We start from the raw sequence: 25,545 nt of genomic DNA on the forward strand, positions 1-25,545 counted from the left end.
CGCCAGAAACAACAAGGCCCCGCCAATTGGCGGGGCCTTCTGTTATCCATGCATCAACCCTTAGAGGGTGAAGCGCTGGGTCATATGGTGCAGGGTGTTGGCCAGCTTGCTCAGCTCGACGCAAGCCTGGGCGATCTGATGAGCGCCCTGGGCATTCTCGTCAGCGGCATTGTGAATGTTGACGATGCTGCGGTTGAGCTCTTCGGTCACCGCATTCTGCTCTTCGGTGGCGGTGGCGATCAGGGTGTTCATGTCGGTGATGCGCACCACGGCACCGTTGATGGTCTCGATACTGGTACCGGCATCCCGCGCCAGACCGACACTCTCCTGCATCTGGTGACGACTCAGCTGCATGGCGTTGCCCGCCTCGGCGGCGCGGCTCTGCAAGAGCTCGATCATCTTGCTGATCTCGGCGGTGGAGTCCTGGGTACGCTGGGCCAGGGAGCGCACTTCATCTGCAACGACCGCAAAACCACGACCCTGCTCACCGGCACGGGCCGCTTCGATAGCGGCGTTAAGGGCCAGCAGGTTGGTCTGACCGGCGATATCGCGGATCACATCCAGCACCACGCTGATGTTAGCGCTGTCGGCCTCCAGCTGCTGCACTACTGTGCCCGCCTGCTCAATCTTGACCGACACCTCTTCGATGCTGGCAATGGAGCTGCGAACCACTTCGCTGCCGGCAGCAGAGGTGCGGGAGGCATCCTTGGCGGCGCTCATGGCATCCGTGGTGTTGCGGGCCACTTCATTGACGGTGGACTGCATCTCGTTCATGGCGGTCGCCACCTGGGAGACTTCGTTCTGCTGGATGGCCATACCGCTGGCGGACTGGCTGGAGATGGCGCTCACCTCCTCCACTGCGCTGCTGAGTTGGCTCACGGAGCCGGCGATCTCGCTCACCAGATCGGAGAGGGAGCCCTGCATCCGGTTGATGGCGGAGCCCAGCTGACCCAGTTCATCGCGGTTGAAGCGGCTGTCACGGATCCACTGCTGCAGTTCGCCCTGACCCAGATCGCCATTGGCAATACGCTGGGCCTGACGGGCCAGCATGATCAGCGGGTCGCGGATCTGGCGGGTCAGTACCACGGAGAGCACCACCACAAGGATCAGACCGATCACCAGCGCGATGGTGACACTCAGATTGGCGGATTGATAAGAGTCGACAATATCGCTGCGGGATTCAGACGCATAACCATGGTTAATCTGGATAAGGGAGGCCACTGACTTGCTCAGCGCGGTGTAAAGGGGAACCCCCTCTTCAAGGAAGATGCGTTGGGCTTCGGCAAGCTGATCGCTGTCTTGCAGCTGTTTGACTCGCTGGTGCAGGGCGACGTAACGATCCCAGTCAGATTTCACCGTATCGAAGGTACGGCGCTCCGCCACATCCTCAGGCCAGATCGTCTTGTCATGGGCAATCAGCTGCTGCGCGATCGAGTTAAGCTGTTGACTGGCAATATTCCGATATTCAGCCCTTTTCAGCGGCTCGGCAGCCACCACGAAATAACCCAGCTCATAACGACGCAGCTCACCGAGAGAATCCCCGATCGCGCTGGTACGATTGACCGCTGGCAAGATGCTGTCGGTAAACCGGATGGCAACATCATTCATGTTGCCAAACTGGACAAGGGCAAAACCGCCGATAAAGGCGACCATCAAACCGAGCACGGCAAAGCCGGCGGTGAGTTTTTTACCTATGGTCATGGTACTGGTATTCATGGGATATCCTGGTGGTCGTTAAATTCGTAGCACTCGTCCGGTTCACGCCCTCCTGGCATGAACTATCTGGCCACCTGTTCAGTGGCGCACCATCCAACCTTGATGAATATCTCTGAATTCCATGAGCGGCAGCGAGAGCCGTGAGGGGGCGCTAGAGTAACCGGATTGTGATGGTTCGGAAAGAGTCTGTCCGGTTACTTTTTGTAAGGTGAAAACGAGGGATTTATCGTGCTCGATTAAATATACCGCTCAGATGAATAAATCGAAAAAATACATAACGTTTGCATAGTGCAAGCCGCACGGGCCAAGCCGTTGCAGGCCGCCACTCTCATCCGGGACCAATGAAAAACGCCAGCAATGGCTGCTGGCGTCTCGTTTATTCAGCAAAGCGGTTACAAAACAACCGCCACCTTATCCGCGCAGGCCGCCCAGAAATTCGGCCCGAGTATCGGGCTGGGTCTTGAACACCCCGCCGAGGGAGGTGGTGGTGGTGTAAGAAGTCGAATCCATCACTCCGCGCGCCTTGACGCAGTAGTGGGTCGCCTTGATGCTGATGGCCACATCCTTGGTACCGAGCAGGGTCTGCAACGCCAGCAGGATCTGCTGGGTCAGCCGCTCCTGCACCTGGGGACGGCGGGCGAAGAACTGCACGATGCGGTTGATCTTCGACAGGCCAATTACCTTGCCACGAGGGATATAGGCCACATGGGCCATGCCGTCGATGGTGACGAAGTGGTGTTCGCAGGTGCTGGTGAGGCTGATGTCCCGCACCATGATCATCTCGTCCACCTGCATCTTGTTCTCGATCACCGTCACCTTGGGGAAGGTGGAATAATCGAGGCCGGAGAAGATCTCGTTGACGTACATCTTGGCGATGCGATGCGGCGTCTCGGCCAGACTGTCATCGGCCAGATCCAGCCCCAGCGTCTCCATGATGGAGCGCATATGGCCTTCGATCTTCTCCCGCTTCTGCTGGCTGTTCAGCTCGTTGGTGACCAGGGGGGTTTCCAGTCCCTGGGCTTCGAGGGCAGCCCTGACCAACAAGGCTTCCGGACTTAAGGTTGTCATTATCTTCTCTCCCACGCTCAGGGACTGTGAGGGCCGCTCAAGGAGCAACCCCTTATGTTATGGCGGCGTACAGGGCCGACGGTATCGCTGTAATGGTAGCCACACAGGATGTGACGGCCATCTGTTATGGCGGCATAGTAAACGGCCATTACCGCCAAGATTCAAGTCAACTTGTGCGTCACCTCATACTTTATGGCCATCTACCCCCGTTTCAGCGCCGATTACCCCGAGATTCCCTTGAGATAACCTGCCCATCCCCGGGGATTTTTGTGATAATCCCGCCTTCAATCATAGAAAGAGGTCATGACGATGGGATTTGATACCAGCGGACTACTCCCCTTAAGCGATGCCCTGCAAGGGATGCTGGAACAACTCACCTGCTGCTGCGACAGCGAGCAACTGCCCCTGCCAGAGGCCCTTGGCCGGGTTCTTGCCAGCGACATCGCCTCTCCCCTCGCCGTGCCCCCCTTCGACAACTCCGCCATGGACGGTTACGCCGTGCGCCTTGAGGATCTCGCCAGCGGCACCCCGCTCATCATGGCGGGCAAAGCGTTTGCCGGTCAGCCCTATCAGGGCGAGTGGCCCGCCGGCCACTGCGTGCGGATCATGACCGGCGCCCCGGTTCCCGCAGGCACCGATGCGGTGGTGATGCAGGAAGAAACGCAGGCCGACGGCGATCGGATCACTTTTCTGACGCAACCCGAACCGGGCCAGAATATCCGCCGCGCCGGCAGCGATATCGGCAAGGGCGCCTGCGTGCTGCCAGCCGGTACTCGCCTCACCCCGCGCGAAATGCCACTGCTGGCCTCCCTCGGCGTGGCTACCGTCACGGTGCGTCGCCCGCTGAAAGTGGCCATCTTCAGCACCGGCGACGAGCTCAAACCGGTCGGTACCCCGCTCGCCCACGGCGATATCTATGACTCCAACCGCTACGGCGTGCGGGCCATGCTGGCGCGCATGGGCTGCGACTGCCTCGACCTTGGCATCATCCCCGACGATCCCGCCCAGCTACGCGCTGCCTTTATCCGCGCCGATAAAGAGGTCGATGTACTCATCACCACCGGCGGCGTCTCGGTAGGGGAAGCGGACTTCACCAAACAGCTGCTGGACGAGCTCGGCGAGATTGGCTTCTGGAAGCTGGCCATCAAGCCGGGCAAGCCGTTTGCTTTTGGCCGTCTGCCCCGCGCCTGGTTCTTCGGCCTGCCGGGCAACCCCGTCTCCGCCATGGTCACCTTCGACCAGCTGGTGCAACCGGCGCTGGCCAAGCTGGCGGGCCAGCACTTCGAGCGGCCACTCCAGCTGCAAGCCATTGCGGCCGAGCCACTCAAAAAGAGCCCGGGCCGACTCGACTTCCAGCGCGGCATCCTGAGTCAGGGGCCAAACGGCCTGGAGGTACGCAGTACCGGCTCGCAGGACTCCGCCGTGTTCAGCTCCCTGTCGCGGGCCAACTGCTACATCGTTCTTGAGCGCGAGCGGGGCCGCGTCGCTGTGGGTGAAACCGTCACCGTCGAACCATTCGGGGGATTGCTGCTGTGAGCGAGATCCTGAGCGACGCCGAACTGCTGCGCTACAACCGCCAGATCATCCTCAAATCCTTCGACTTCGAGGGGCAGGAGGCGCTCAAGCAGGCCAGGGTGCTGGTGATCGGCGCTGGTGGTCTTGGCTGCGCTGCCAGCCAGTATCTGGCGGTGGCCGGGGTTGGCCAGCTCACCATGGTCGATTTCGACAAGGTGGAGCTCTCCAACCTGCAGCGGCAGGTGCTGCACACCGATGAGCGCCTCGGTCACTACAAGGTGGACTCAGCAGCGCAGTCGCTTCGTGCCCTCAACCCCTGGCTCAAGGTGGAGACCCACGCTGCCGTGGCCGATGAGGCGCTGCTCGATGCCTTGCTGCCCCGACATCAGTTGGTGCTCGATTGCACCGACAACCTGGCCATTCGCAACCTGCTGAATCAAAAGGCACGCCAGCACAAGGTGCCGCTGGTCAGTGGCGCCGCAATCCGGCTGGAGGGACAGCTATGCAGCTTCACCTGGCAGGAAGATGAACCCTGCTACGCCTGCCTCAGCGCCCTGTTTGGCGAGCAGGCCCTCACCTGCGTCGAAGCCGGTGTACTCGCCCCCGTGGTGGGATTGGTGGGCAGCCTGCAGGCACTGGAAGCTATCAAGCTCTTGGCAGGCATGGGCAAAAGCTACAGCGGCCGCCTGCTGATGATCGACGGCCTGAGCGGCACCTTCCGCGAGATGAAGCTGCCCAAACGCCCCGACTGTCCGGTCTGCTCCCACCCTTGACGCAAACGGGATCAAAAAAGCCGAACCCTGTGGTTCGGCTTTTTTATTCCGATTTAGCAACAGTATCGGGGATCAGAAGATCCCCTTGGCTTTGACCTTTTTCATATTGGCGACCTGACTCGAGAGATCCTCTATCAAAGGTTCTGCCTCTGTGCCGACAACACTCTGTCGAGCGGGGGCACTGGCCAGTCGCTGGATCAATCTGTGCTGCTCGCGGATCAGCCGGGATTGCTCTTCCAGTTGGCGAGAGAGCAGCTGGATGCTGCTGGCAAGGGGAGCCAGATCCTGCTCGGTCCCTGCTGATGGCAGCTTGCCAGCGATGGCTTCGGCCAACTGGTCATGATCCAGCGCAGCAGGTAGCCCCTGTCTGAGTTCATCCCACATCTCGGCGGGTTGTTGCTCGCCAAGCCGGCTGACAATCTCGTCTACCAGTGAAGTGGTATCACTCTGTCCCAGCTGTGGGGCCAGTCTGGCCACTATCTCGTCGATCATCACATCTGCAGCAGGCTGCGCCGCGCCAGCCACCTCCCCCAGATTGAAACCACAGCTGGCAAAAGCATGACGCAGAGTCGTCATGCTCACCTGCTCCGGCCCCAGCGCATTGGCTATCGCCTTGCAGAGGTTGGGCGCCAGCACATACATGAACATGCCGGAGAGGTAGATATCCTTGTGGAAACGGCTCTTGGAGAAGTCAAACTCCTCGGTGCCCTCCTGGATCTTTCGCGCCCGTTGATACCAGTTCTGCAATACCCCGACCGCATAGCGATCAGACTCCAGCGCACCCGGATCCATATAGATGGAGAAGGTCATGCGCTTGAGTTGACTACTCATCGTCAACCTCGGCCATCACAGGCGCTTCGCGATAAACTTCATCCTCTTCCGTGGTGTAGAGGCAGATTTCACGAGCCAGCGCGGACTGAGCATCGTCCAGCAGCTCGACACGGTCACCCAGGGTGGGATAGGCCGCCTTGATCGCGTCATAAATCAGAGATGCGCCGCCACCGACCAGATAGACACGGTTCGGGTTCTTGGCGAACTTCTTCGCTTCATGCGCAACCTGAGTGCCCAGCTCGTCGATCTTGTTTTGCATCTTCTCGAGGATCTTGGGGATCTGGCTCTCGTCGTTGACCACATCGCGCACAAAGCTCATGTCGTGGCGACGCTTGATAAACTCGTTGGCCACCAGATAGCTCGAATCGCTGTCTGCTGCCGCCAGCGCCTTGCGGGTCGCATCAGTCACCATGGAAACGCCGATCTCGTTGTTGCCGTAGACATCGGAGACATCGTCAAACTCGCCAACGATGATCCCCATATCCAGAGTGGTGCCGCCACAGTCGATCACCAGAGTCTTGGTGAACTCGTTGCAGCCTGAGCCAATCAGGCGGGAGAGCGCAGCAGGCAGACTCTCCGGCATCACTTCGACACTGACGATATTGAACAGCTCGCCCTTGTTAAGGGTGATCGGACGCATCAGGTTGCGGCGTTTCTTCTCGATCTTCTCTTCGTTGCGCTGGCAATCGTCCGGGTTGTAAAACTCGGTGATGGGCAGGGTCACGGTGATGGCCACATCACAGGGGGTCACGCCGGTCTGCAACAGGGCATGATGCACGGAGAGCAGGTTGAGATCGTCATACTGGTACTCCACATGAGTGGTGGCCAAAGACTTGTCGGAGGTCGCGTCGTAGGTGTACTTGGTGTTGCCTATCTCGTAGTTGTAGATCTTCTTGTCTTTACGCAATGCGGCGCTCTTCCAGTCCTTGCGAAAGGAGTTGGGAGAGATGATGGTCTTGAGCACCTTGTTCTCAATCCAGCTCACCTTGACGTTGGTCGAGCCATCATCGATGGCCATTTTCATTACTTCAGACATGAGGAAACACCTGTTAATAGATCAGAAATGGGTCCGATTGCCTTGCCTTATGCCTTTGGCAAGGCGATCGAACCAATAGATACACGGGGTAAAAGGGCGACAAGTTTAATGGGTTTCTAAAATCCGGTGAAGCAAATGATTAAATCCGGAAGGATCTTCCGCAGGCCAGGCGTGGTGGCCGTTGGGGGTGTGGATGGTGGCGTTGGGAAGGGCGGCAAACTGCTCTACCCGTTTGGCCAGCGGCAGGTAGTCGTGACTGGTGGAGATGATGGCCACCGGCTGCCAGATGGAGCCAAGCCGGGCGCGTACCGACCAGCCGGGTAGCGCCTCCAGCAGCGCCTTGTAGGTTTTCTTTTTATTGCGCACGAAACGCAGCCGGAAGGTGTGGCGCACCTGCGCCAGATCCGGGCCCGGGAAGAGCTCGCGTCCCAGCCACCAGGCAAGCGGACGCATGCCAAACCAGCGCAGCCACTTGAGGCGCTGGGCGTAACGCTCCTGCTCTTTGGGGGTCTCCAGCAGAAACTCGCTAAAACCGTTGACCAGCACCAGCCCCTGCACTTTGTGGGGCAGTTGCAGCGCCAGCTCCAGCGCGACCATGGCCCCCAGCGACAATCCGACAACCCAAGCGGGCTCCGGCTGCTCGTCGAGCCAGTTCACCACATCGGCTGCCAGGGTCGCCACATCGAACGGCCCCTCCTGCATGCTCTGGCCGTGGCCGCGCAAGTCCAGCGCCACCACCCGGTAGTGTTCGGAAAACCGTTCGATCTGCGCCTGCCAGTCGAGGCTCGAGGAGCCCAGCCCATGCAGCAGCAACAGCAAGGGGCCCTCCCCCGCGCTGCGCAGGGCAAGACCGTTGAATTTCATCACCTGATTGCGGCGCATCAGTGTATTGCCTCTCGACTCATCACCTGAACCATCTCTTGTTGTTATGTTGCCCGTGGCCATCCTGCCACGTTATCAGCACGGCGCCCAATCAGCCTTCGCTGACCAGACTCACCGCCTTGATATAAGCGTAGATCTGCTGCTCCGGCGCCAGCGCCAGCCGCCTGGCGGAGCGGCTGGTGATCCGGGCCAGCAGTATCTGCTCACCCAGCGCCAACTGCAACAGAGTCTGGCCGGGGCGAACCTCGCGCACCGCCAGCAGACGGGTGACGAGACAGTTGGAGAGACTGGAGTGCTCGATGGGTGCCGTGGCAATCACCACATCCCGCCCCGCCACCTTGATCTGCAAAGGGCCGCTCTCATCCGGCACATGGGTCATGGTGACCCGCAGTTGCTGCTCACCGAGCTGCAGGGTCGCCATCTGCTCCTCTTCATCGTAGTGAGAGAGGGTCGCCGCCAGCATCACCCCGGCATCGTCACGACTGGCGAGCGAGAGATCGGTTCGGGTGAAGATCTCGCTCGGCCGGCCTTGCGCCTCTACCCTGCCACCTTCCAGCAGCACCAGCTGATCACAGAGCAGGCTCACCTCCTCCATGGCGTGGCTGACGAAGATCATCGGAATGCCGCTCTCCTGCTGCAACCCCTTGAGCACATGGGCCTGATGGATGCGGCTGCGCCGATCGAGCGCCGAGAAAGGCTCATCGAGCAGCAGCAGATCGGGCTCGGCCAGCAGCGCCCGCCCCAATGCTACCCGCTGGCGTTGGCCGCCAGAAAGCGCATGGGCAGGCTGCCCCAGCAGATCAACAAAACCGAGCCGCGCCGCCAGCGCCTCGGGCTGCCAGCGCCCTCGCCCCTTGCGGGCCGCCAGTTGCAGATTGCCGAGCACCGTCAGATGGGGGAAGAGGCGCGAGTCCTGAAATACCAGTCCGATCCGGCACGCTTCGGGCAGCAGTTGAGCATACTCCCGATCGCGCCACCGCAAGCGATCCCCGCTTTGGCGATCGAGTCCGGCGATGATGCGCAGCAGGGTGCTCTTGCCACAGCCCGAGGGGCCGAACAGGCCGAGGATCCCCCCCAGCTCGAGGGTCAGTGCACAATCGAGGGTAAAGGGGCCAAACTCGCGCCGGGCATGGAGGTTCAGGGCATGGCTGTGCGGCACGTTCACAGGCGGCATAGTGGCGGGCTGGTTCATCCAAACACTCTCCGCTGTCGGCGCTGCAACACCCCGTAGACCAGCACCAGCATCACCAGCGAGAAGGCCATCAGGCCGCCCGCCAGATAGTGGGCTTGTCGGTAATCCATCGCCTCCACATGATCAAACAGGGCAATCGAAAGCACCTGGGTCTCGCCGGGGATATTGCCGCCAATCATCAGCACCACGCCAAACTCCCCCAATGTATGGGCAAAGCCAAGGGCCGCCGCCATCACGAAGCTGGGCAGGGTCATCGGCAAGATGATGTGGAAGAAGCGCTCCAGTGGGCCAAGCCCCAGGGTCGCAGCAGCTTCCAGCTCCTTGTTGCCCATGTTGACGAAAGCGGAGGTGAGCGGCTGCACCACGAACGGCAGCGAATAGAGGATGGAGGCAAACAGCAGGCCGAGAAAGCTGAAGGCGAGCGGGGCGCCAAAGGTGTCGCGCCACCAGGCGCCGAAACCATATTCGGGGGAGAAAGCGAGCAGCAGATAAAAACCCAGCACTGTGGGAGGGAGCACCAGCGGCAGCGCCACCAGCGCCTCCACCAGCGGCCGCAGCCGGTTCTGACTGCGCGACAGCCACCAGGCCAGCGGCGGTGCCAGCAACAGCAAAATCGCTGTGGTGCAGGCCGCAAGCTTCAGGGTGAGCCAGACCGCCAGCAGATCCCCTTCACTCATTACCGACCTCCCGGTTGATAAATGCCCCCAACGGCATGGTATCCATCCTTATTGCAAAGAGTGGCCGACTCGAAGGCAGACCACTCAGGGTATCGCATCAGGCCCATCCCCTTATTGGGGCAGGGCATAACCCGCCGCCTTGATCTGCGCCTGACCCGGCCCCTTGAGCCAGGCCACCAGCGCCTCGACCGCGGCGCCTTTCTTCAATACCAGCCCCTGCTGCTCGATAGGGGGATAGAAGCTCGCAGGCACTGCCCAGGCTTCGCCAGTCTTGCCCGCTTCCACCAGATTGGCCCAGGCGACAAAGCCCAGCTCGGCATTGCCGGTGTCGACAAATTGCCAGGTCTGGCCGATGTTGGCGCCGGTCAGCAACCGGTACTGCTTGGGATCGATTTTGAGATGGGTGAGGGTCGCCATGGCGGCAGCACCATAGGGAGCTGTGCGGGCATTGGCGATGGCGAGGTTGCCCTTCCAATTGCGCAGGGTCGCCTCGTCAGGGGCTGGCCCCCCCTTCTTCCACAGCCCCAGCTGGCCGATGGCGTAGGTGAAGCGATCGCTCCCCTTGCCCTCTTTTTCCAGCTTCTCGGGGGTCGCCACATCGGCGGAGAGGAAGAGATCGAACGGTGCGCCGTGACTGATCTGGGTGTAGAGCACCCCGGTGGCGGCAGACGAGATGGCCAGGGTGTGGCCTGTCTTGGCGGTAAACTCCTTGCCAATACGCTCGATGGTTCCCTTGAAGTTGGCGGCCACGGCCACTTTCACTTCATCGGCCTGCACGGCACCGGTATGCAAGGTGGCGGCGCAGACGCCTACGATGACAACAGATAACAGCGGTTTCATTCCCTTTCTCCTGATGGGGCCCGCATATCCGCGCCCCGAAGCGGGGCCGTGGTTCCCGTTGAACCTGCGCCCCTCGTGATGAACAGGTCAGGCTTGCCAGCGGGCAGCGGCCGCGTTGTCGCTCTCCTTGGCCTCGACCCAGCGTTGCACTCCCTCGGCGGTCAGCTCTTTTTTCCAGAACGGCGCCCGGGTTTTCAAGAAATCCATGATGAAGTGACAGGCGTCAAAGGCGGCGTCGCGGTGGGCACTGCTCACCGCCACCAGCACAATCTGATCGCCAAGCCACAGCTCGCCGATACGATGAATGAGGGTACACTCCTGCAGCGGCCAGCGGCGGCGGGCCTCCTGCACGATATCGGCCAGCGCCTTCTCGGTCATACCGGGGTAGTGCTCGAGGGCCAGCCCCTTCACCTCCTCCCCCTGATTGAAGTCGCGTACCTTGCCAACAAAAGTGACGATGGCGCCACTGCCGGCGCGGGTGGCGAGGCGGGCATATTCGTCCGCCAGCGAGAAATCTTCCCGCTGCACCAGAATGCGATCGGTCATGGTTGCCTCGCTCATCCTTAACCTCCGGTCACCGGCGGGAAGAAGGCCACCTCATCGCCATCATTGATGGGGGTATCGAGGGGCACCAGGGTCTGGTTGACCGCCACCAGCAGCTTGCCAGCTTCCAGCGCCAGCGCCCACTTGTCGCCGCGCTCACAGAGCGCCGCGCGCAGTTGTTCGGCAGTGGCGTAGTCGCACGGCAGGCTCAGCTCATCGCAGGCCACCAGCTCTCTTACTTGCGCAAAAAACAGTACCTTGATCATGCTTGCTCCCCGCTATTTGACTCCAGCTGAAAATGGCCGGACTTGCCGCCCTTTTTCTCTACCAGCCGCACCTGTTCAATCACCATGTCTTTTTGCACTGCCTTGCACATGTCGTAGATGGTCAGCGCCGCTACCGACGCGGCGGTCAGCGCCTCCATCTCCACCCCGGTCTTGCCGGAGAGCTTGCAGAGGGTGCGGATATGCACCCGATTCTGCTCGGCCAGCGGCACTATCTCCACCTCGACTTTGGTCAAGGCCAGCGGATGGCAGAGTGGGATCAGATCGGAGGTCTTCTTGGCGGCCATGATACCGGCGATGCGGGCGGTGGCGAACACGTCACCCTTGTGGTGCTGGCCGCTCAGGATCAGCGCCAGCGTCTCGGGGGCCATGGCAACAAACGCCTCGGCACGGGCTTCGCGCTCGGTCACCTGCTTGTCGGTCACATCCACCATATGGGCTTCGCCGCTCTGGTTCAGATGCGTCAGGTTGGGCTGGGTCTGCTTGGTATCGGTCTGGTTCATCACTTGCTCTCAGAGGTGGGAGACAAAGTTGCACGGCTTGGTGCGGGCATCGAGCTGATCGCGGATCAGTTGCTCCCAACCCAGCTGACAGGCGCCGGTGGAGCCGGGCAGACAGCAGATCAGGGTGCGATTGGCGAGTCCCGCCAGCGCACGGCTCTGCATGGCGGAGCCTTTAATCTCGGCAAAAGAGAGCTGACGGAACATCTCGCCAAAACCCTGTACGGTGCGCTCGAACAGCACACCGACCGCTTCCGGTACCCGGTTCTGTTCGTTGAAGCCGGTACCGCCGTTAATCAGTACCACCTGCACCCCTTCATCGGCGATCCACTCGCTCACCCGCGCGCGGATGCGAAACAGGTTGTCCGGGCAGAGCGCCCGATCGGCCAGCTGATGGCCCGCGTCGGTAAGGGCCGAGACCAGATAGTCGCCCGAGCTGTCATCGGCGGCGGTGCGGCTGTCGGAGACCGTCAGCACGGCGATCTTGAGGGGAATAAATGCGTTGTGTTTCTGTCCCATCGGGCAGCTCCTTGTGGCTATGGGCCGTCAACGAGGCAGGAAGATAAGGGGTATGAGAGGCCAGCTGTCAGGGCGCAAAAACGGACGCAGACAGGGGTGACCAACTTGCTCAAGCGTGTGACGGCGGGCTGATTCTATCAAAGGTTTCACGAGATATGGGATTTAAAAGACACACAAATCTGATGCTTGTCCCATATATGAACAAAACGCAGGCCGGGTAAACCCGGCCTGTCGTCGCAGGATCAGAACCCTTTCACCCCGGTCATGTCGGGCAGCTGGTGAGCGATCCCCTTGTGACAATCGATGCAGGTACTTTCACCACTGGCCAGATTGGTAGAGTGCATCTTGGCGGCACGCTGCCCCTGCAGGGAGAAGTCCATGTACTCGAAGTTGTGGCAGTTGCGGCACTCGCGCGAATCAGTCTCTTTCATCCGCTGCCACTCCCGCTCCGCCATCTCGCGCCGGTGCGACTCGAACTTCTCGCGGGTATCCACCTTGCCAGTGATCATGCCCCACAGCTCCTTGGAAGCCTGCACCTTGCGGATGATCTTGTAGGTCCACTCGTGTGGTACATGGCAATCCGGGCAGCTGGCCCGCACGCCGGAGCGGTTGGCGTAGTGGATTGTGTCGCGGTACTCCTCGAACACGTTGTCCTTCATCTCGTGACAGCTGGTGCAGAAGGCCTCGGTGTTGGATGCTTCCATGGCGGTGTTGAAACCACCCCAGAAAATCACGCCACCGAAGAAGCCCATCAGCAGGATGACCCAGAGAGCCGCCTTCGACGGTGACTTGAAGGTGGTCCACAGACGCTGGATAAAGCCGGGTAATTTCATCTATGGATTCCTCAGTTCAGCGCTTCAACCGGTTTAAAGGTATTTTCCACCAGCGGCTTGGCATCCGCTTGCGGCACATGGCACTGCAGGCAGAAGTAGCGACGCGGCGACACTTCACCCAGGGTCAGGCCGTCGCGGGTCTCGAAGTGAGTCGGACTGATCTTGGGGGCCTTCATGGCACTGGCATTCTTGAAGCTGTGGCAAGCCAGGCACTTGTTGACCTTGGTATCCACCTCGTAGTTGCGAATATCGTGGGGGATCAGCGGCGGCTGATGCATGTACTGGCGATCGTAGGGCGCGCCATCCTTGCGGAAGTTTTTCAGGGGCGCGGCGGTGGCATCGGTCACCAGATCGGTGGCGCCACGCTCGGACTTGAGGCCACCGGTACTGTTGGTGATCTCGGGGGCCGCTGCCATCAAGGATCCCGCCATCAGGCAGGCCAGCATTGCTCCAATCAGCTTTTTCATTATTTGTTCTCCGACGTTTTTTCTGCCTTGACGGCAAAACCTACAGTGATTTCAAAAACTTGTTCCGCGCAGACATCGATGCAGCGGCCACAGTTGGTACACTCCTGAGCCGCAATCAAGGGCCCGTGACCGCGCTTGGCACCATGAACAGGCCCGCGCAGGATGGGACGCTCCGGGCAGACCGCATAACAATCCATGCAGTTGTTGCACCGCTCGCGCCCCTTGGCAGAAATCTTGATAAATCCGACCCGGTTGACCAAGGCATAGAAGGCCCCCACCGGACAGAGATGACCGCACCAGCCCCGCTCAACCACGAAGAGATCGAACAGGAATAGCGCCGCCAGCAGGGCCCAGCCCGCCCCCATGCCAAACAGCAGGCCGCGCATGGCGAGTGACACCGGATTGACCAGCTCCCACGCCATCACCCCGACAACCGCTGGCACCACCAGCACCATAGCCAGCAGCCAGTAGCGGGTCGCACGGCTGAACTGGCCATTGCCCTTGAGGCCAAGTCGCCCCCTGAGCCAGGCTGCGGCATCTGTGATGAGGTTGACCGGACAGACCCAGGAGCAGAACACCCTCCCCCCGACCAGCCAGTAACCGGCCAGCACAATGGCAGCCCCTAGCCAGAGAGTGGTGATGGGCCAGTGACCCGCCGCCAGCGACTGCAACAGCGTGAGGGGATCGGTCAGCGGCACCGTCTCCAGCAACAGCGAGCTGGAGAGGTTGCCCTTGAGGATCCAGATACCCGCCAACGGCCCCAGCAAAAACAGCCCGAGCACGCTGAACTGACTCAGCCGACGCAGCAACAGGAAGCGGTGGGAACGCCACCACCCCAGCTTGATGCGAGCCTCTTCCCCCGGATAACGACTCATAACCCCTCCGGTTTGCGGGTGGGCAGGGTGAGCCTGTCGCCGATGAGCGACTTGTTCCCCGCCTTGGCCTTCTCTTCCCAGCCGAGCCGGTAGTGATGGCCCAGCTCACCTTTGGCGAGCTGGCGTGGCACCACCTTGATGGCCGCTTCCTCCAGCACGCAGGCATGCTCACACTTGCCACAGCCGGTACAGATATCGCTGTGTACCGTGGGCAGGAACATGGCGTGTTTGCCGGTACGCTGGTTATGCTGCAGCTCAAGAGTGATCGCCTTGTCAATCAGCGGGCAGACCCGATAACAGACATCGCAGCGCAGCCCCAGATAGTTGAGACAGGTCTCGTGATCGATGAGCACTGCCACCCCCATCCGGGCCTGATCGATGTCGGTCATCTGCTGATCCAGCGCCCCGCTCGGACAGGCCACCACACAAGGGATGTCATCACACATCTCGCAGGGCACGGCACGCGCCTTGAAATAGGGGGTGCCGGTGGTCACAGGATCAAACAGCCGGGCGAGCTTGAGGGTGTCGTAGGGGCAGGCCTCGACGCAGAGCCCGCAACGCACGCAGGCGCTGAGGAACTCTGCTTCATCGAGAGCGGCGGGCGGACGCAGCGCCTGGGCAGGCACGGCTTGTGCCTGCTGGCGGGCCACGCCACCGAGCCCCACGCCAAGCAGGCCCACACCGCAGGCCCCCTTGGCCATGTCGGCCAGAAACTGGCGACGACTACGACTCATCTCGCACTCCCCCGCCTTAAGCCTTCATCACCTTGACGGCGCACTTCTTGTAATCGGTCTCTTTCGAGAGTGGATCGGTGGCGTCCAGGGTCAGCTTGTTGACCAACTGGCTCGCATCAAAGAAGGGCATGAAGACCAGTCCTTTCGGCGGACGGTTGCGACCACGGGTCTCGACACGGGTCTTCACCTCGCCACGGCGGGAGGAGACAATCACCTCTTCACCACGGCGCACGCCGCGAGCCTTGGCATCGTCCGGGTGCATGAAGAGCACCGCATCCGGGAAGGCGCGATAAAGCTCGGGCACCCGACGGGTCATGGTGCCGGTGTGCCAGTGCTCCAGCACGCGACCGGTGGAGAGCCACAGATCGTACTCTTTATCGGGCGACTCGGCGGCGGGCTCGAACGGCAGGGCGAAGATGACCGCCTTGCCATCGGGCTTGCCATAGAAGCGCACCCCCTCGCCCGCTTTCACATAGGGGTCGAACCCTTCGCGATAGCGCCACAGGGTCTCTTTGCCATCTACCACAGGCCAGCGCAGACCGCGCGCTTCGTGGTACTGATCGAACGGTGCCAGATCGTGACCGTGGCCACGACCGAAGGTGGCGTACTCCTCGAACAAGCCCTTCTGGACGTAGAACCCGAAGTGCTCGGCTTCGTCGTTCAGCAGCCCCTTGCTCTGCTCTTTCGGGAACTGGTTGACCTGACCGTTGGCATAGAGCACGTCGAACAGGGTTTTGCCCTTCACTTCCGGCATCTTGGCAATCAGCTCAGCCGGCCACACTTCCTCAACCTTGAAGCGCTTGGAGAACTCCATTAGCTGCCACAAGTCGGACTTGGCCCCTTCCGGCGCTTTCACCTGCTGGTGCCAGAACTGGGTGCGGCGCTCGGCATTGCCGTAGGCCCCCTCTTTCTCCACCCACATGGCGGTGGGCAGGATGAGGTCAGCGGCCTGGGCAGTGACGGTCGGGTACGGATCGGAGACCACGATGAAGTTGCGCGGATCGCGATAGCCAGGCAGGCGATCGGTATTCATGTTGGGGCCAGCCTGCATGTTGTTGTTACACATCACCCAGTAGGCGTTGAGCTTGCCATCTTTGAGCATGCGATCCTGCAGCACGGCGTGGAAACCCACCTTGTCGGGAATGGTCCCTTCCGGCAGTTTCCAGATCTTCTCGGCAATGGCGCGGTGCTTGGGCTCGGTCACCACCATGTCGGCAGGTAGACGGTGGGCAAAGGTACCCACTTCACGCGCGGTGCCACAGGCAGAGGGCTGGCCGGTCAGTGAGAAAGGACCATTACCCGGCTCGGAGATCTTGCCGGTCAGCAGGTGGATGTTGTAGCAGAGGTTGTTGGCCCAGACGCCACGGGTATGCTGGTTGAAGCCCATGGTCCAGTAGGAGACCACCTTCTTGGCCGGGTCAGCATAGAGCTTGGCCAGCTTTTCCAGCTTCTCTTTGGAGACGCCGGAGAGCTTGGAGACCGACTCCACATCGTAATCCGCCACGAACTTGGCAAACTCCTCGAAGGTCATCGGAGTGGCATCGCCGCTGTCCGGGTTCTTCGCTTTCTGCTGCAGCGGATCGGTCGGGCGCAGGCCGTAACCGATGTCGGTGGCCCCCTTCTTGAACACGGTGTGCTTGTTGACGAAGTCCCAGTTCACCTTGTCGTTCTGGATGATGTAGTTGGCGACATAGTTGAGGATCGCCAGATCGGTCTGCGGGGTGAACACCATGCCGTTGTCCGCCAGCTCGAAGCTGCGGTGCTCGAAGGTAGAGAGCACGTGCACCTGCACATCCGGATTGGAGAGACGGCGATCGGACATCCGCGACCAGAGGATGGGGTGCATCTCGGCCATGTTGGAGCCCCACAGCACGAACGCATCGGCCTGCTCGATATCGTCGTAACAGCCCATCGGCTCATCCATACCGAAGGTACGCATGAAGCCAACGACCGCAGAGGCCATGCAGTGACGGGCATTCGGGTCAATGTTGTTGGAGCGGAAACCGGCCTTCATCAGCTTGGCTGCAGCATAGCCTTCCCAGACGGTCCACTGGCCGGAGCCGAACATGCCGACGGCGGTCGGCCCCTTCTCTTTCAGGGTCGCCTTGAACTTCTCGGCCATGATGTCGAACGCCTGATCCCAGCTGATGGGGGCGAAGTCGCCATCCTTGTCGAACTGGCCGTTCTTCATCCGCAGCATCGGCTGGGTCAGGCGATCCTGGCCGTACATGATCTTGGAGAGGAAGTAGCCCTTGATGCAGTTGAGGCCACGGTTGACCGGCGCATCGGGGTCGCCCTGAGTCGCCACGACCCGACCATCCTGAGAGCCCACCAGCACGGAGCAGCCGGTACCGCAGAAGCGGCAGGGAGCCTTATCCCAATGGATGGCAGTCTTGTCGGTACTGGTGATGAGATTGGCTGCCAGCGTGGGGGCACTGACACCGGCCACGGCAGCGGCAGCTGCCACCGCGTTGGCCTTCATAAAGTCGCGTCGACTCAGCTTCATGGCATATCCTCACATTGCTTATCGCGTAATAGTTGTCGAATCTGTCGAACGGGAGCCAGCCATCAGCGGCAGAGGGCACGCCCGGCATCCCATCACTCTTTTCAGTGACCGCCCAGTTCATCGAACTGGTGGTAAATCAGGGCGGCTGAGAGCACACCCGGCATCGCCTGTATCGCATCAATGGCCGCCATGATCGGCCGCTGGCTCGGACCTTCCAGGGTCACGACCAGCTTGCCCTCGTCACTGACGGCGTGGATCTCGGCCCCTTCAAGGGCGCCAATCTGCTCGGCGAGCTGATGGCGCAAAGGGGGCTGGGTCAGCACCACCAGACTCGATACATGGAACTCCTGATCCATTGTGGCTTCTGTGTCACACGGCTTCTGACTCATTCTGACTCCTGCTTGAGGGGGGGCTGGCTCGCACCACCGGATGGGGCGGCTCGCCCGTCGACCTTGATGCTGCCAACCGGACAATCCTGCACACAGGCGCCGCAGCCATTACAGCGATCCGGCTCGACCGTCGGGGTGGGCACACGCCCCAGCACCGGAATAAAACGAATGGCATTGGGCTCACAGCTGTCCTGACAGCGCTGGCAGAACACCTGACCATTGGCCAGACAGTTGGCCTCGATATGGGCCTTATAGTGCCAGGGGGACTCGCTGGTCGGGCGAAACAGCGGCGCCTTGCAGACCGTGACGCACTCGGTGCAGAAGGTGCATTCGCCACGCTGGAAATCGACCACCGGAAAACCACCCTCGCCATTCACCAGGATCTGCTCCGGACAGGCAGCCAGACAGTCCCCGCAGCGGGTGCAGTCGGCGACAAATGCCGACCAGTTGACTGACCAGGGCAACTGCACCGGCGGTTCTGCAGTTCTCAGCCGCCCCCGGAACAGGCCGCGGCGGGCAAGATCGATCTCATCCGGCATGTTGACTCCTGTTCTGGTGAAAAAGGGGACAGTGCGAGTCCATGATTGGCATTCTTGATACCAATTATAAGAGTGGGTGTATATTGCGGCCCTGACAAGGTAAGGGATATACCACCAGGGAGATAAACAGGGGGGATTCTTGCGCCAGATCAAAGCCTTGCAGCGCAATAAAAAAGGAGGTATCGGTTAAAATACCTCCATGTGAGGATTGCTATTTAATCGTTGGCGATTTTTTGCGGTTATCCGCCGATCGAGGCGAGATGAGGGGTGATGCCGGCATTGCCCTCATGAAGACGATGGGTGGCACTCTTGCCCGCCAGTGCCGCGCGAATGCGCTGTTGCAGCTCATCAGATTGTGCATCTGCGCCGAGCAGATCCCGCAGGTCGATACCGTTGTCGCCAAACAGGCACAGATGCAGCTTCCCCAGCGAGGAGACCCGCAGCCGGTTGCAACCGGCACAGAAATCCTTGCTGTAGGGCATGATGAGCCCCACCCCACCTTGCGAATCGGGGTGCATAAAGACCTGCGCCGGACCGTCATCCGTGCCCCGCAACTGCTGCACCCAGCCGCTCTCCAGCAAGCGCTGTTTGATCTGTTCACCGCTGACATGGTGGTCACGAAACAGGGTATCCATCTCGCCAGTCTGCATCAGCTCGATAAAGCGCAGCTCGATAGGCTTGTGCCTGATCCAGCCCAGAAAGGCATCGAGCTGGTAGTCGTTGAGCCCCTTGAGCAGCACCGCATTGATCTTCACCGATTTGAAACCGGCGGCCAGTGCTGCTTCGATCCCCTCCATCACTTCGGCCAGCTTGTTCTCGCCGGTGATCTGGTGAAACTGGCGCGGGTCGAGACTGTCGACACTGACATTCAGCGCGTTGAGTCCTGCATCAAACCACTCCTGAGCCCGCTCCTTGAGGCGATAGCCGTTGGTGGTCATGGCGACCTTCTCGATGCCCGGGGTGGTGGCAATCACCTTGACGATCTCGGTGAAATCGCGGCGCAGGGAGGGCTCGCCCCCCGTGATGCGCACCTTGCGGGTACCCATGGCGGCAAAACCGCTGACCACGCGGCGGATCTCGTCAATCGAGAGAAAGGGTTGACGCCCCGCTTTGTGACCTTCTGGGGGGCGATAACCGTCAGGCAAGCAATAGGTGCAACGGAAATTGCACACATCGGTCACTGACAGACGCAAATAGTAAAAACGACGGGAAAAACCATCTTCAAGTGGCAACATAAACACCTTTCCAAATACGGGAGGCCAGGGCATTTCTTTCCTGACCCTTACAGCTCGAACGTCGGCTGACGGCTGGTTTCCCCCTATCGCTAGGACTTAGGCAAAACCGCTCGGAGTTCATCTAGTTTTTCGATGCTAACACAAGTTGGAGTACACTCCCACGCATCTTGCGGGGTCCTTATCACTATTCAGAGGTGCGCATCAGTATGGGAAAACGGTTCAGGGTCCATTCGGTCAGCAGTGCCATTGGCCGCGCCATGGTGTTGATCCTCTTCATGGCCAGCCTGATCGCGCTGGTCGCCATGGTCACCCTCTTCTACTCGGTACCCGATGCCAAGGCGATCAACCTCTCCGGTTCGCTGCGGATGCAGGCCTACCGGATGGCCTACGAAATCGAGCGGGGCGACAGCGTGCTGGGGCGCCTCTCCCAGTTTGAAGAGACCCTGCACGCCGAAGAGTTGCAGGAGACCCAGCGCTGGATCACTCCTGCCTCCCTGCGTCGCACCTATGGCGAGGTGCTCGGCCAGTGGCAGGTGATGCGCCAGCACATCGAGGATCGCACCCCCAGACGGTACACCGATAACACCGAGCAGTTTGTGGCGGCCATCGACAATTTCGTCAATCAGATGCAGTACCACGTGGAATTCAAGGTGAGGATGCTGGCACTGGCGGAGGGGCTCGGCCTGCTGGCCATCATCACCATCGCCTGGTTCACGGTGCGCTTCACCCGCCAGCAGGTGGTCGCCCCCCTCAACCAGCTGGTCTACTGCGCCCGCCAGATCCAGCGGCAGGATTTCGATCTTAAGCTGCCCGCCCACGGCGAAAATGAGCTGGGGGAACTGTCACGCGCCTTCGTCACCATGGCCGACGAGCTGGGCAAGCTCTATCGGGAACTGGAAAACAAGGTGGAAGAGAAAACCGCCAAGCTGCAGCAGGCCAATGACACCCTCTCGTTTCTCTACTCGACCGCCCAGAAGCTGCACGCTGCTCCACTCAGTACCCGTACCCTCATCAAACTGCTGGACCGCGCCGCCGCCCACCAGCATATCGACCATATCCGGCTGACCCGCTTCGAGAACAATGCCATGCCGGTCTATATCTCGGGGCGCACCGGCTGGCCCGGCGATCTCGATGCGGTCGCCAGCTTCTATCTGCAGATGGATGAGCAGGAGTTCGGCCGCCTCGACATCATCAGCCAACACCCCATCGATGAGCGATTGATTAAAAACTTCACCATGCTGCTGGCTCAGGTGCTGCACAAAGACCAGACCCTGCTGCAACAGCAGCGACTGCTGCTGATGGAGGAGCGGGCGGTGATCGCCCGCGAGCTGCACGACTCGCTGGCGCAGGCCCTCTCTTATCTCAAGATCCAGTCCACCCTGCTCAAGCGCTCTTACGCCAAGGGGCAGCATGACAAGGCGCAGGAGGCGATGCAGCAGATCGACGAGGGGCTTAGCAATGCCTATACCCAGTTGCGCGAACTGCTCGGCACCTTCCGTCTCACCATTGGCGATGCCAATCTGGGGGAAGCGATCCGCGTCATGCTTGATCAACTGCAACCTCAGACCCAGGCCGAAATCCGGTTCCATTACGGACTGGCGGACAACGATCTGGAGGCGGGCCAGCATATCCACATTTTGCAGCTGATCCGTGAGGCAGTGCTCAATGCCATCAAACATGCCAACGCGCAAGTGATTGATGTTAGCTGTGAGACCCTCGCCAGTGGTAACATTGAGGTTCAGATTTCAGATGACGGTGTCGGGATCGGACTCGCCAGCTCGGCGATCAACCATTACGGGTTGAGCATCATGAACGAGCGCGCCAGCAAACTGCACGGTCTGCTGACCATCAATGAGCAGCAACCACAAGGCACCTGCGTGCATCTGACCTTTCCCACCAGTCTAGCGAGAGACGCCTGATGGACGAGATGAAATACACAGTTCTGGTCGTAGATGACCATCCCCTCATGCGCAAAGGGATTGTGCAGTTGCTGGCTCTGGAAGAGAACATGGAGGTGACCGGTGAAGCCTCCAACGGCACAGATGCCGTGGCGCTGGCCAAAGAGTCCGAGCCGGACCTGATCCTGCTCGACCTCAACATGAAGGGGCTCTCCGGCCTCGATACCCTCAAGGCGCTGCGGGCCGAAGAGATCACCTCCCGGGTGGTGATCCTCACCGTCTCCGATGCCCGTCAGGATGTGGTGGCTTTGCTCAAGGCCGGTGCCGACGGCTACCTGCTCAAGGATACCGAGCCTGACCTGCTGCTGGCCCAGCTGGCCGACGTGATGACCGGCAAGCAGATCCTGAGCGAACCGCTGCGCCCCTATCTCGAAAACATCTACGAGCTGGATCACCTGCAGCAGAAGCTGGAAAGCTTAACGCGTCGCGAAATGCAAATCCTGCGCGAAATTGCAAAAGGCCTCTCCAACAAACAGGTCGCCTCGGTACTCCATATCTCCGAGGGAACGGTCAAGGTTCACGTGAAGAGCCTGCTGAAGAAACTCGAGGCGCAAAGCCGCGTGGAAGCGGCTGTCATGTATCTGGAGCAGCGCAACTAAGCGCCCTCAACCTCCCGAAAAGCCACCCTCCGGTGGCTTTTTTCATTCTCTGGCACAGTCGCTGCATTGTCATATTCAGCAACTACTCAATGGAGGATGGAACATGAAACTACAACCTTTGGCACTGTTCCCCTTGCCTTCCCACATACTGCCGGGCGGCAAGCTTCCTCTGCGTCTGTTCGAGCCACGCCACCTGCAGATGCTCAAGGAGTCATTCATCAACGATCAGGGCTTTGGCATCGTGATGGAAGAGTCGACCACCTCGGGACAATCCGGCCGCATTCTGCCGGTGGGCACCCGGGTCAAGGTGACTGACTTCTACACCCTTAATGATGGCCTGCTGGGGGTGACGGTGCTGGGACTGGAGCGCTTCTGTATCCACGAGATGGAAACAGACGAGATGGGCCTGCGCCGGGCCAAGGTGGAGATGCTGCCCAACTGGCCGAGCACCCACTCCGATTTCAACGACAAGCTGCTGGTCAATCGCCTGCGGGAAGTGTTCGAGCAGTATCCGGAGCTTGATGAGCTCTATCCGGACAAGCGCTTTGAAGATGCCGCCTGGCTCTGCCAACGCTGGCTCGAGATATTGCCGATGCCGATTTATGAAAAGCAGATGCTGATTGCCAAACAAAACAGCGAAGCAGCCCGTAAATTCCTGCATCGCCTGATTTCACAATGACAAAAACAGCGTTGCAAAATGCAATTATTCCAACAATGAAAATGTGAAATTCGCATTTTGCGAGTAAGTAGGAACGCAGAACGCCATAACAAGAGAGAGCCGCTGCGCTAAACGGCCAAAATTGAACACAAAAGAGTCTAAAAAAGTTGGCACAGATTTTTCATATAGATTGATACAACCCGATTTATCCCGTGCTCTCTTCAGTATTTGCTGAAGAACTGGTCAACCCACAAAGTTGACCATTTTTTTTATCCGCGCGTCGGCAACCGCTGACCAAAGTGACGCTGCAAACACTCTCTCAGCCGTGACAAGGTGATAGGCTTGGCGAGAAAGTCATCCATCCCCTGCGCCAGACAGCACGCCTTGTCCTCCGCCATCGCATTGGCCGTCAGGGCGACGATAGGCATGGTGCATCCCAACTCACGCAAGCGCCGGGTGGCTTCCAGTCCATCCATCAGGGGCATCCGCATATCCATCAGGATCAGATCCGGGAGCTGCTCATCCACCTGCGCCAGCGCCTCCAGACCATTGGCAGCCAGCCGTACCTTGCCCACCAGTTTTTGCAGCATCAGCGATACCACCAGCTGATTTACCGGGCTGTCCTCCACCACCAGCACATCCAGTGGCAGCAGTGCCGAAGCCCCCTCCTCCCGCTGCGGCTGGCTATGACAAGGCAGCGCCATACCGGGCAGCTCGAACCAGAAACAGCTTCCCTTGCCCGACTCGCTCTTCAGGTGGATCTCTCCCCCCATAAGCGTCACCAGACGCTTGCTGATGGCAAGACCGAGGCCGGTACCGGAAAAACGCCGGGTGGCCGAGTTGTCGACCTGGGAGAAGGGTTCAAACAGCAGCGCCTGATCCGCATCGGCGATCCCGATCCCGGTGTCGGAGACCGAGATCAGCAGCTTCTCATCCTGCCAACCCAGGTGCAGTGTCACCTGCCCCTGTTCGGTAAATTTGAGGGCGTTGTCCAGCAGATTGCCCATCACCTGGGACAAACGCATCGGATCCCCCTGCAACTCCCGGGGGACCGACTCATCGACCCGATAAACCAGCGCAATCCCCTTGGCGACGGCACGGGTTTGCAGCGGCTCGACCAGAGATTGGCAAAGCTGGACGGGCTGCAGGGTCTCGCAGTGAAACACCAGGGTTTGCGACTCGATTTTCGAAAAATCGAGTACGTCGTCGATGATGGTTTGCAGCAATCTGGCCGAGTGGGTGGCATGGCGCAGCAGGCTCTGTTGCTCCGGCGCCAGCTCGGCATGCTGCACCAGATCGAGCATCCCCAACACCGCATTCATGGGCGAGCGGATCTCGTGGGTCATCATGGCCAGAAACTGGGACTTGGCACGGTTGGCCGCTTCGGCCTCATCCCGTGCCCGCGCCAGCTCCTCTTCACGGCGGATCTGGTTGCTGATATCCCGGGCAGTGCCACGATAACCGATAAACAGACCATCATGGTCAAAACAGGGCTCGGCGCTCACTTCCATCCAGCAGGGGCCGTGTTGCAGCGCAACCTGCATCCGCACCCCTCGCACCGGCTGGCGCAGCGCCAAAAGCTGCAGGTATTTCTGGGCATCGCAGCTCTGCTTGTTGCAGACGTAGTCATAGAGGGTCGGCCGGGTCGCCTGCGGGGTCATCTCATCCAGATAACCCGGCTCAGAGGCATAACTGAGGCGATGCTCGGCATCTGTCTCCCAGAACCAGTCAGAGGCCATGGCGGCGAAGCTGCGAAAACGGCGTTCGCTGGCCTGCAGCGCTTCGGTTTTTACCGCGACTTGCTCCTGCAAGCGGGCCCGATAGGTGATGTTGACAAGCGCCTGGGCGATGAGCGGACGGCAACGCTCCATGGCGGCCTTGCTGGTGAGATCGAAGGTGCCCGCCAGAGCGTGGCGGCAGATGAGGGTGGCGGTAAAACCGGGGGCCTGCAGCCCGGTCAGCATCACGCTGGCCCAACCCGGCTCGCTCGCCAGCGGCGCAAGCTCAGGCAGCTGGGCGGGATCGTAAATCACCAGGGTTTCACCCGAAATGGCGCGGGCAAATGCCGGGGTCATGCGCCAGCTGCGGGCAGCGAGCATAGGCTCGGTACTGAGGTGGGTACACCCCTGCTCCCCTTCCCAGGCCACCACATCCGCGTGCTCAAAGCCGATAAAGGGTTTGAGCACCTGGATAAGGCTCTCCAGCACCTGCTCCAGCGTCTTGGCATCGGCGAGGGTGGCAACCCCCCCCAGCAGAGTCTGGGACTCGTGACGATACTTGGCCTCGCGCTCACGGCAACGCATAAGGTCGACCAGCGTGGTCTGCAATTTGTCGCCGAGGGCTTCCAGTTCACTGTTGCCAATCATCTTGTTGCCT

At 60.3% G+C, this 25,545-nt stretch carries 26 protein-coding genes and 1 riboswitch; of the genes, 5 read left to right on the forward strand and 21 right to left on the reverse strand.

All coding sequences use genetic code 11. From position 1 onward, the window contains the following. Nucleotides 1-60: 60 nt before the first annotated feature. The gene (locus tag I6L34_RS03545) at nt 61-1,716 is read right to left on the reverse strand and encodes a methyl-accepting chemotaxis protein (protein WP_064339754.1); all 1,656 of its coding nucleotides are present in this window, start codon (nt 1,714-1,716) and stop codon (nt 61-63) included. Nucleotides 1,717-2,127: 411 nt separating this feature from the next. Then, entirely contained in the window at nt 2,128-2,784 is a 657-nt protein-coding gene (folE, locus tag I6L34_RS03550) for a GTP cyclohydrolase I FolE (RefSeq protein ID WP_042054628.1), read from the reverse strand. Nucleotides 2,785-3,093: 309 nt separating this feature from the next. Here folE and moeA point away from each other — a divergent pair, with 309 nt between their 5' ends. Continuing rightward, entirely contained in the window at nt 3,094-4,320 is a 1,227-nt protein-coding gene (moeA, locus tag I6L34_RS03555) for a molybdopterin molybdotransferase MoeA (RefSeq protein ID WP_302054759.1), read from the forward strand. Next, nucleotides 4,317-5,072: a molybdopterin-synthase adenylyltransferase MoeB gene (gene moeB / locus I6L34_RS03560; protein ID WP_075114915.1), complete on the forward strand. Its 756-nt coding sequence runs from the start codon at nt 4,317-4,319 to the stop codon at nt 5,070-5,072. The genes moeA and moeB overlap by 4 nt, the downstream gene beginning before the upstream one ends. 72 nt (nt 5,073-5,144) lie before the next feature. Here moeB and I6L34_RS03565 read toward each other — a convergent pair whose 3' ends face one another. The 18 genes from I6L34_RS03565 to moaA form a co-directional block, all read right to left on the reverse strand. Continuing rightward, nucleotides 5,145-5,903: a hypothetical protein gene (locus I6L34_RS03565; protein WP_254202929.1), complete on the reverse strand. Its 759-nt coding sequence runs from the start codon at nt 5,901-5,903 to the stop codon at nt 5,145-5,147. Then, on the reverse strand, nt 5,896-6,939 hold the full coding sequence (gene parM, locus I6L34_RS03570; RefSeq protein ID WP_103252105.1) for a plasmid segregation protein ParM domain-containing protein: 1,044 nt from the start codon (nt 6,937-6,939) through the stop codon (nt 5,896-5,898). The genes I6L34_RS03565 and parM overlap by 8 nt, the downstream gene beginning before the upstream one ends. A gap of 105 nt (nt 6,940-7,044) precedes the next feature. Further along, nucleotides 7,045-7,821, reverse strand: a complete 777-nt coding sequence (locus I6L34_RS03575) for an alpha/beta fold hydrolase (protein WP_058059908.1) — start codon at nt 7,819-7,821, stop codon at nt 7,045-7,047. 91 nt (nt 7,822-7,912) lie between these two features. Then, nucleotides 7,913-9,013, reverse strand: coding sequence for a molybdenum ABC transporter ATP-binding protein (modC, locus tag I6L34_RS03580; protein ID WP_216955684.1), 1,101 nt, complete (start codon nt 9,011-9,013; stop codon nt 7,913-7,915). Then, a complete protein-coding gene (gene modB, locus I6L34_RS03585) occupies nt 9,010-9,690 on the reverse strand; it encodes a molybdate ABC transporter permease subunit (protein WP_005334429.1) in 681 nt (226 codons plus the stop codon). Before modB ends, modC begins: the two co-directional genes overlap by 4 nt. A gap of 111 nt (nt 9,691-9,801) precedes the next feature. Then, nucleotides 9,802-10,530 carry a molybdate ABC transporter substrate-binding protein gene (gene modA / locus I6L34_RS03590; protein ID WP_151287291.1) on the reverse strand — a complete coding sequence of 243 codons (729 nt, stop codon included), beginning with the start codon at nt 10,528-10,530 and terminating at the stop codon, nt 9,802-9,804. Nucleotides 10,531-10,617: 87 nt separating this feature from the next. After that, complete coding sequence (gene moaE, locus I6L34_RS03595; RefSeq protein ID WP_058055817.1) at nt 10,618-11,091, reverse strand: molybdopterin synthase catalytic subunit MoaE; 474 nt, start codon at nt 11,089-11,091, stop codon at nt 10,618-10,620. A gap of 2 nt (nt 11,092-11,093) precedes the next feature. After that, nucleotides 11,094-11,339 carry a molybdopterin synthase sulfur carrier subunit gene (gene moaD / locus I6L34_RS03600; protein ID WP_005353453.1) on the reverse strand — a complete coding sequence of 82 codons (246 nt, stop codon included), beginning with the start codon at nt 11,337-11,339 and terminating at the stop codon, nt 11,094-11,096. After that, the gene (gene moaC, locus I6L34_RS03605; protein ID WP_058055816.1) at nt 11,336-11,860 is read right to left on the reverse strand and encodes a cyclic pyranopterin monophosphate synthase MoaC; all 525 of its coding nucleotides are present in this window, start codon (nt 11,858-11,860) and stop codon (nt 11,336-11,338) included. Before moaC ends, moaD begins: the two co-directional genes overlap by 4 nt. Before the next feature lie 9 nt (nt 11,861-11,869). Then, a complete protein-coding gene (gene moaB, locus I6L34_RS03610) occupies nt 11,870-12,376 on the reverse strand; it encodes a molybdenum cofactor biosynthesis protein B (RefSeq protein ID WP_005344126.1) in 507 nt (168 codons plus the stop codon). 242 nt (nt 12,377-12,618) lie between these two features. Beyond that, a complete protein-coding gene (locus I6L34_RS03615) occupies nt 12,619-13,209 on the reverse strand; it encodes a cytochrome c3 family protein (RefSeq protein ID WP_005353459.1) in 591 nt (196 codons plus the stop codon). Between the two features lie 11 nt (nt 13,210-13,220). Beyond that, on the reverse strand, nt 13,221-13,676 hold the full coding sequence (locus I6L34_RS03620; RefSeq protein WP_005334452.1) for a nitrate reductase cytochrome c-type subunit: 456 nt from the start codon (nt 13,674-13,676) through the stop codon (nt 13,221-13,223). Continuing rightward, a complete protein-coding gene (napH, locus tag I6L34_RS03625) occupies nt 13,676-14,551 on the reverse strand; it encodes a quinol dehydrogenase ferredoxin subunit NapH (RefSeq protein WP_047438504.1) in 876 nt (291 codons plus the stop codon). The genes I6L34_RS03620 and napH overlap by 1 nt, the downstream gene beginning before the upstream one ends. Beyond that, nucleotides 14,548-15,285 (reverse strand): ferredoxin-type protein NapG, encoded by a 738-nt coding sequence (napG, locus tag I6L34_RS03630; protein ID WP_058055815.1) that lies wholly within the window; start codon nt 15,283-15,285, stop codon nt 14,548-14,550. Before napG ends, napH begins: the two co-directional genes overlap by 4 nt. A 16-nt stretch (nt 15,286-15,301) precedes the next feature. Then, nucleotides 15,302-17,791, reverse strand: coding sequence for a nitrate reductase catalytic subunit NapA (gene napA / locus I6L34_RS03635; protein WP_058055814.1), 2,490 nt, complete (start codon nt 17,789-17,791; stop codon nt 15,302-15,304). A 101-nt stretch (nt 17,792-17,892) separates the two neighbouring features. After that, nucleotides 17,893-18,147, reverse strand: coding sequence for a chaperone NapD (locus I6L34_RS03640; protein ID WP_031227438.1), 255 nt, complete (start codon nt 18,145-18,147; stop codon nt 17,893-17,895). Between the two features lie 29 nt (nt 18,148-18,176). Then, nucleotides 18,177-18,719 (reverse strand): ferredoxin-type protein NapF, encoded by a 543-nt coding sequence (gene napF / locus I6L34_RS03645; protein ID WP_058055813.1) that lies wholly within the window; start codon nt 18,717-18,719, stop codon nt 18,177-18,179. A gap of 239 nt (nt 18,720-18,958) precedes the next feature. Continuing rightward, nucleotides 18,959-19,954 (reverse strand): GTP 3',8-cyclase MoaA, encoded by a 996-nt coding sequence (moaA, locus tag I6L34_RS03650; protein ID WP_041202018.1) that lies wholly within the window; start codon nt 19,952-19,954, stop codon nt 18,959-18,961. Continuing rightward, a riboswitch (molybdenum cofactor riboswitch) is annotated at nt 19,942-20,082 on the reverse strand. Its footprint overlaps the gene before it by 13 nt. A 78-nt stretch (nt 20,083-20,160) precedes the next feature. Between moaA and narQ the strand changes: the two genes are divergently transcribed. The 3 genes from narQ to I6L34_RS03665 all read left to right on the forward strand — a co-directional run bounded on the left by narQ (nt 20,161) and on the right by I6L34_RS03665 (nt 23,190). Next, nucleotides 20,161-21,873 (forward strand): nitrate/nitrite two-component system sensor histidine kinase NarQ, encoded by a 1,713-nt coding sequence (narQ, locus tag I6L34_RS03655; RefSeq protein ID WP_058055812.1) that lies wholly within the window; start codon nt 20,161-20,163, stop codon nt 21,871-21,873. Then, nucleotides 21,873-22,511 carry a two-component system response regulator NarL gene (gene narL / locus I6L34_RS03660; RefSeq protein ID WP_005334471.1) on the forward strand — a complete coding sequence of 213 codons (639 nt, stop codon included), beginning with the start codon at nt 21,873-21,875 and terminating at the stop codon, nt 22,509-22,511. The genes narQ and narL overlap by 1 nt, the downstream gene beginning before the upstream one ends. Before the next feature lie 103 nt (nt 22,512-22,614). Further along, on the forward strand, nt 22,615-23,190 hold the full coding sequence (locus I6L34_RS03665; RefSeq protein ID WP_005334473.1) for an LON peptidase substrate-binding domain-containing protein: 576 nt from the start codon (nt 22,615-22,617) through the stop codon (nt 23,188-23,190). Nucleotides 23,191-23,438: 248 nt separating this feature from the next. Here the strand turns inward: I6L34_RS03665 and I6L34_RS03670 are convergent, their stop codons facing one another. Further along, nucleotides 23,439-25,535: an ATP-binding protein gene (locus I6L34_RS03670; protein WP_058055811.1), complete on the reverse strand. Its 2,097-nt coding sequence runs from the start codon at nt 25,533-25,535 to the stop codon at nt 23,439-23,441. Between the last annotated feature and the right edge of the window lie 10 nt (nt 25,536-25,545).

It is taken from the genome of Aeromonas sp. FDAARGOS 1404 (assembly GCF_019047085.1).
In the GTDB taxonomy this organism is placed as follows: Bacteria; Pseudomonadota; Gammaproteobacteria; order Enterobacterales; family Aeromonadaceae; genus Aeromonas; species Aeromonas veronii.

What these genes read in the sequence shown, in the direction of transcription:
- modA (WP_151287291.1), bottom strand. Translation starts at nt 10,530, where the DNA reads ATGAAACCGCTGTTATCTGTTGTCATCGTAGGCGTCTGCGCCGCCACC.
- moaA (WP_041202018.1), bottom strand. Translation starts at nt 19,954, where the DNA reads ATGTTGCCACTTGAAGATGGTTTTTCCCGTCGTTTTTACTATTTGCGT.
- modC (WP_216955684.1), bottom strand. Translation starts at nt 9,013, where the DNA reads ATGAACCAGCCCGCCACTATGCCGCCTGTGAACGTGCCGCACAGCCAT.
- I6L34_RS03665 (WP_005334473.1), top strand. Translation starts at nt 22,615, where the DNA reads ATGAAACTACAACCTTTGGCACTGTTCCCCTTGCCTTCCCACATACTG.
- I6L34_RS03565 (WP_254202929.1), bottom strand. Translation starts at nt 5,903, where the DNA reads ATGAGTAGTCAACTCAAGCGCATGACCTTCTCCATCTATATGGATCCG.
- modB (WP_005334429.1), bottom strand. Translation starts at nt 9,690, where the DNA reads ATGAGTGAAGGGGATCTGCTGGCGGTCTGGCTCACCCTGAAGCTTGCG.
- moaE (WP_058055817.1), bottom strand. Translation starts at nt 11,091, where the DNA reads ATGAGCGAGGCAACCATGACCGATCGCATTCTGGTGCAGCGGGAAGAT.
- I6L34_RS03640 (WP_031227438.1), bottom strand. Translation starts at nt 18,147, where the DNA reads ATGGATCAGGAGTTCCATGTATCGAGTCTGGTGGTGCTGACCCAGCCC.
- I6L34_RS03620 (WP_005334452.1), bottom strand. Translation starts at nt 13,676, where the DNA reads ATGAAAAAGCTGATTGGAGCAATGCTGGCCTGCCTGATGGCGGGATCC.
- moaB (WP_005344126.1), bottom strand. Translation starts at nt 12,376, where the DNA reads ATGGGACAGAAACACAACGCATTTATTCCCCTCAAGATCGCCGTGCTG.
- parM (WP_103252105.1), bottom strand. Translation starts at nt 6,939, where the DNA reads ATGTCTGAAGTAATGAAAATGGCCATCGATGATGGCTCGACCAACGTC.
- I6L34_RS03575 (WP_058059908.1), bottom strand. Translation starts at nt 7,821, where the DNA reads ATGCGCCGCAATCAGGTGATGAAATTCAACGGTCTTGCCCTGCGCAGC.
- I6L34_RS03545 (WP_064339754.1), bottom strand. Translation starts at nt 1,716, where the DNA reads ATGAATACCAGTACCATGACCATAGGTAAAAAACTCACCGCCGGCTTT.
- napA (WP_058055814.1), bottom strand. Translation starts at nt 17,791, where the DNA reads ATGAAGCTGAGTCGACGCGACTTTATGAAGGCCAACGCGGTGGCAGCT.
- narQ (WP_058055812.1), top strand. Translation starts at nt 20,161, where the DNA reads ATGGGAAAACGGTTCAGGGTCCATTCGGTCAGCAGTGCCATTGGCCGC.
- I6L34_RS03615 (WP_005353459.1), bottom strand. Translation starts at nt 13,209, where the DNA reads ATGAAATTACCCGGCTTTATCCAGCGTCTGTGGACCACCTTCAAGTCA.
- moaD (WP_005353453.1), bottom strand. Translation starts at nt 11,339, where the DNA reads ATGATCAAGGTACTGTTTTTTGCGCAAGTAAGAGAGCTGGTGGCCTGC.
- folE (WP_042054628.1), bottom strand. Translation starts at nt 2,784, where the DNA reads ATGACAACCTTAAGTCCGGAAGCCTTGTTGGTCAGGGCTGCCCTCGAA.
- moeA (WP_302054759.1), top strand. Translation starts at nt 3,094, where the DNA reads ATGGGATTTGATACCAGCGGACTACTCCCCTTAAGCGATGCCCTGCAA.
- moaC (WP_058055816.1), bottom strand. Translation starts at nt 11,860, where the DNA reads ATGAACCAGACCGATACCAAGCAGACCCAGCCCAACCTGACGCATCTG.
- napH (WP_047438504.1), bottom strand. Translation starts at nt 14,551, where the DNA reads ATGAGTCGTTATCCGGGGGAAGAGGCTCGCATCAAGCTGGGGTGGTGG.
- napF (WP_058055813.1), bottom strand. Translation starts at nt 18,719, where the DNA reads ATGCCGGATGAGATCGATCTTGCCCGCCGCGGCCTGTTCCGGGGGCGG.
- napG (WP_058055815.1), bottom strand. Translation starts at nt 15,285, where the DNA reads ATGAGTCGTAGTCGTCGCCAGTTTCTGGCCGACATGGCCAAGGGGGCC.
- I6L34_RS03670 (WP_058055811.1), bottom strand. Translation starts at nt 25,535, where the DNA reads ATGATTGGCAACAGTGAACTGGAAGCCCTCGGCGACAAATTGCAGACC.
- narL (WP_005334471.1), top strand. Translation starts at nt 21,873, where the DNA reads ATGGACGAGATGAAATACACAGTTCTGGTCGTAGATGACCATCCCCTC.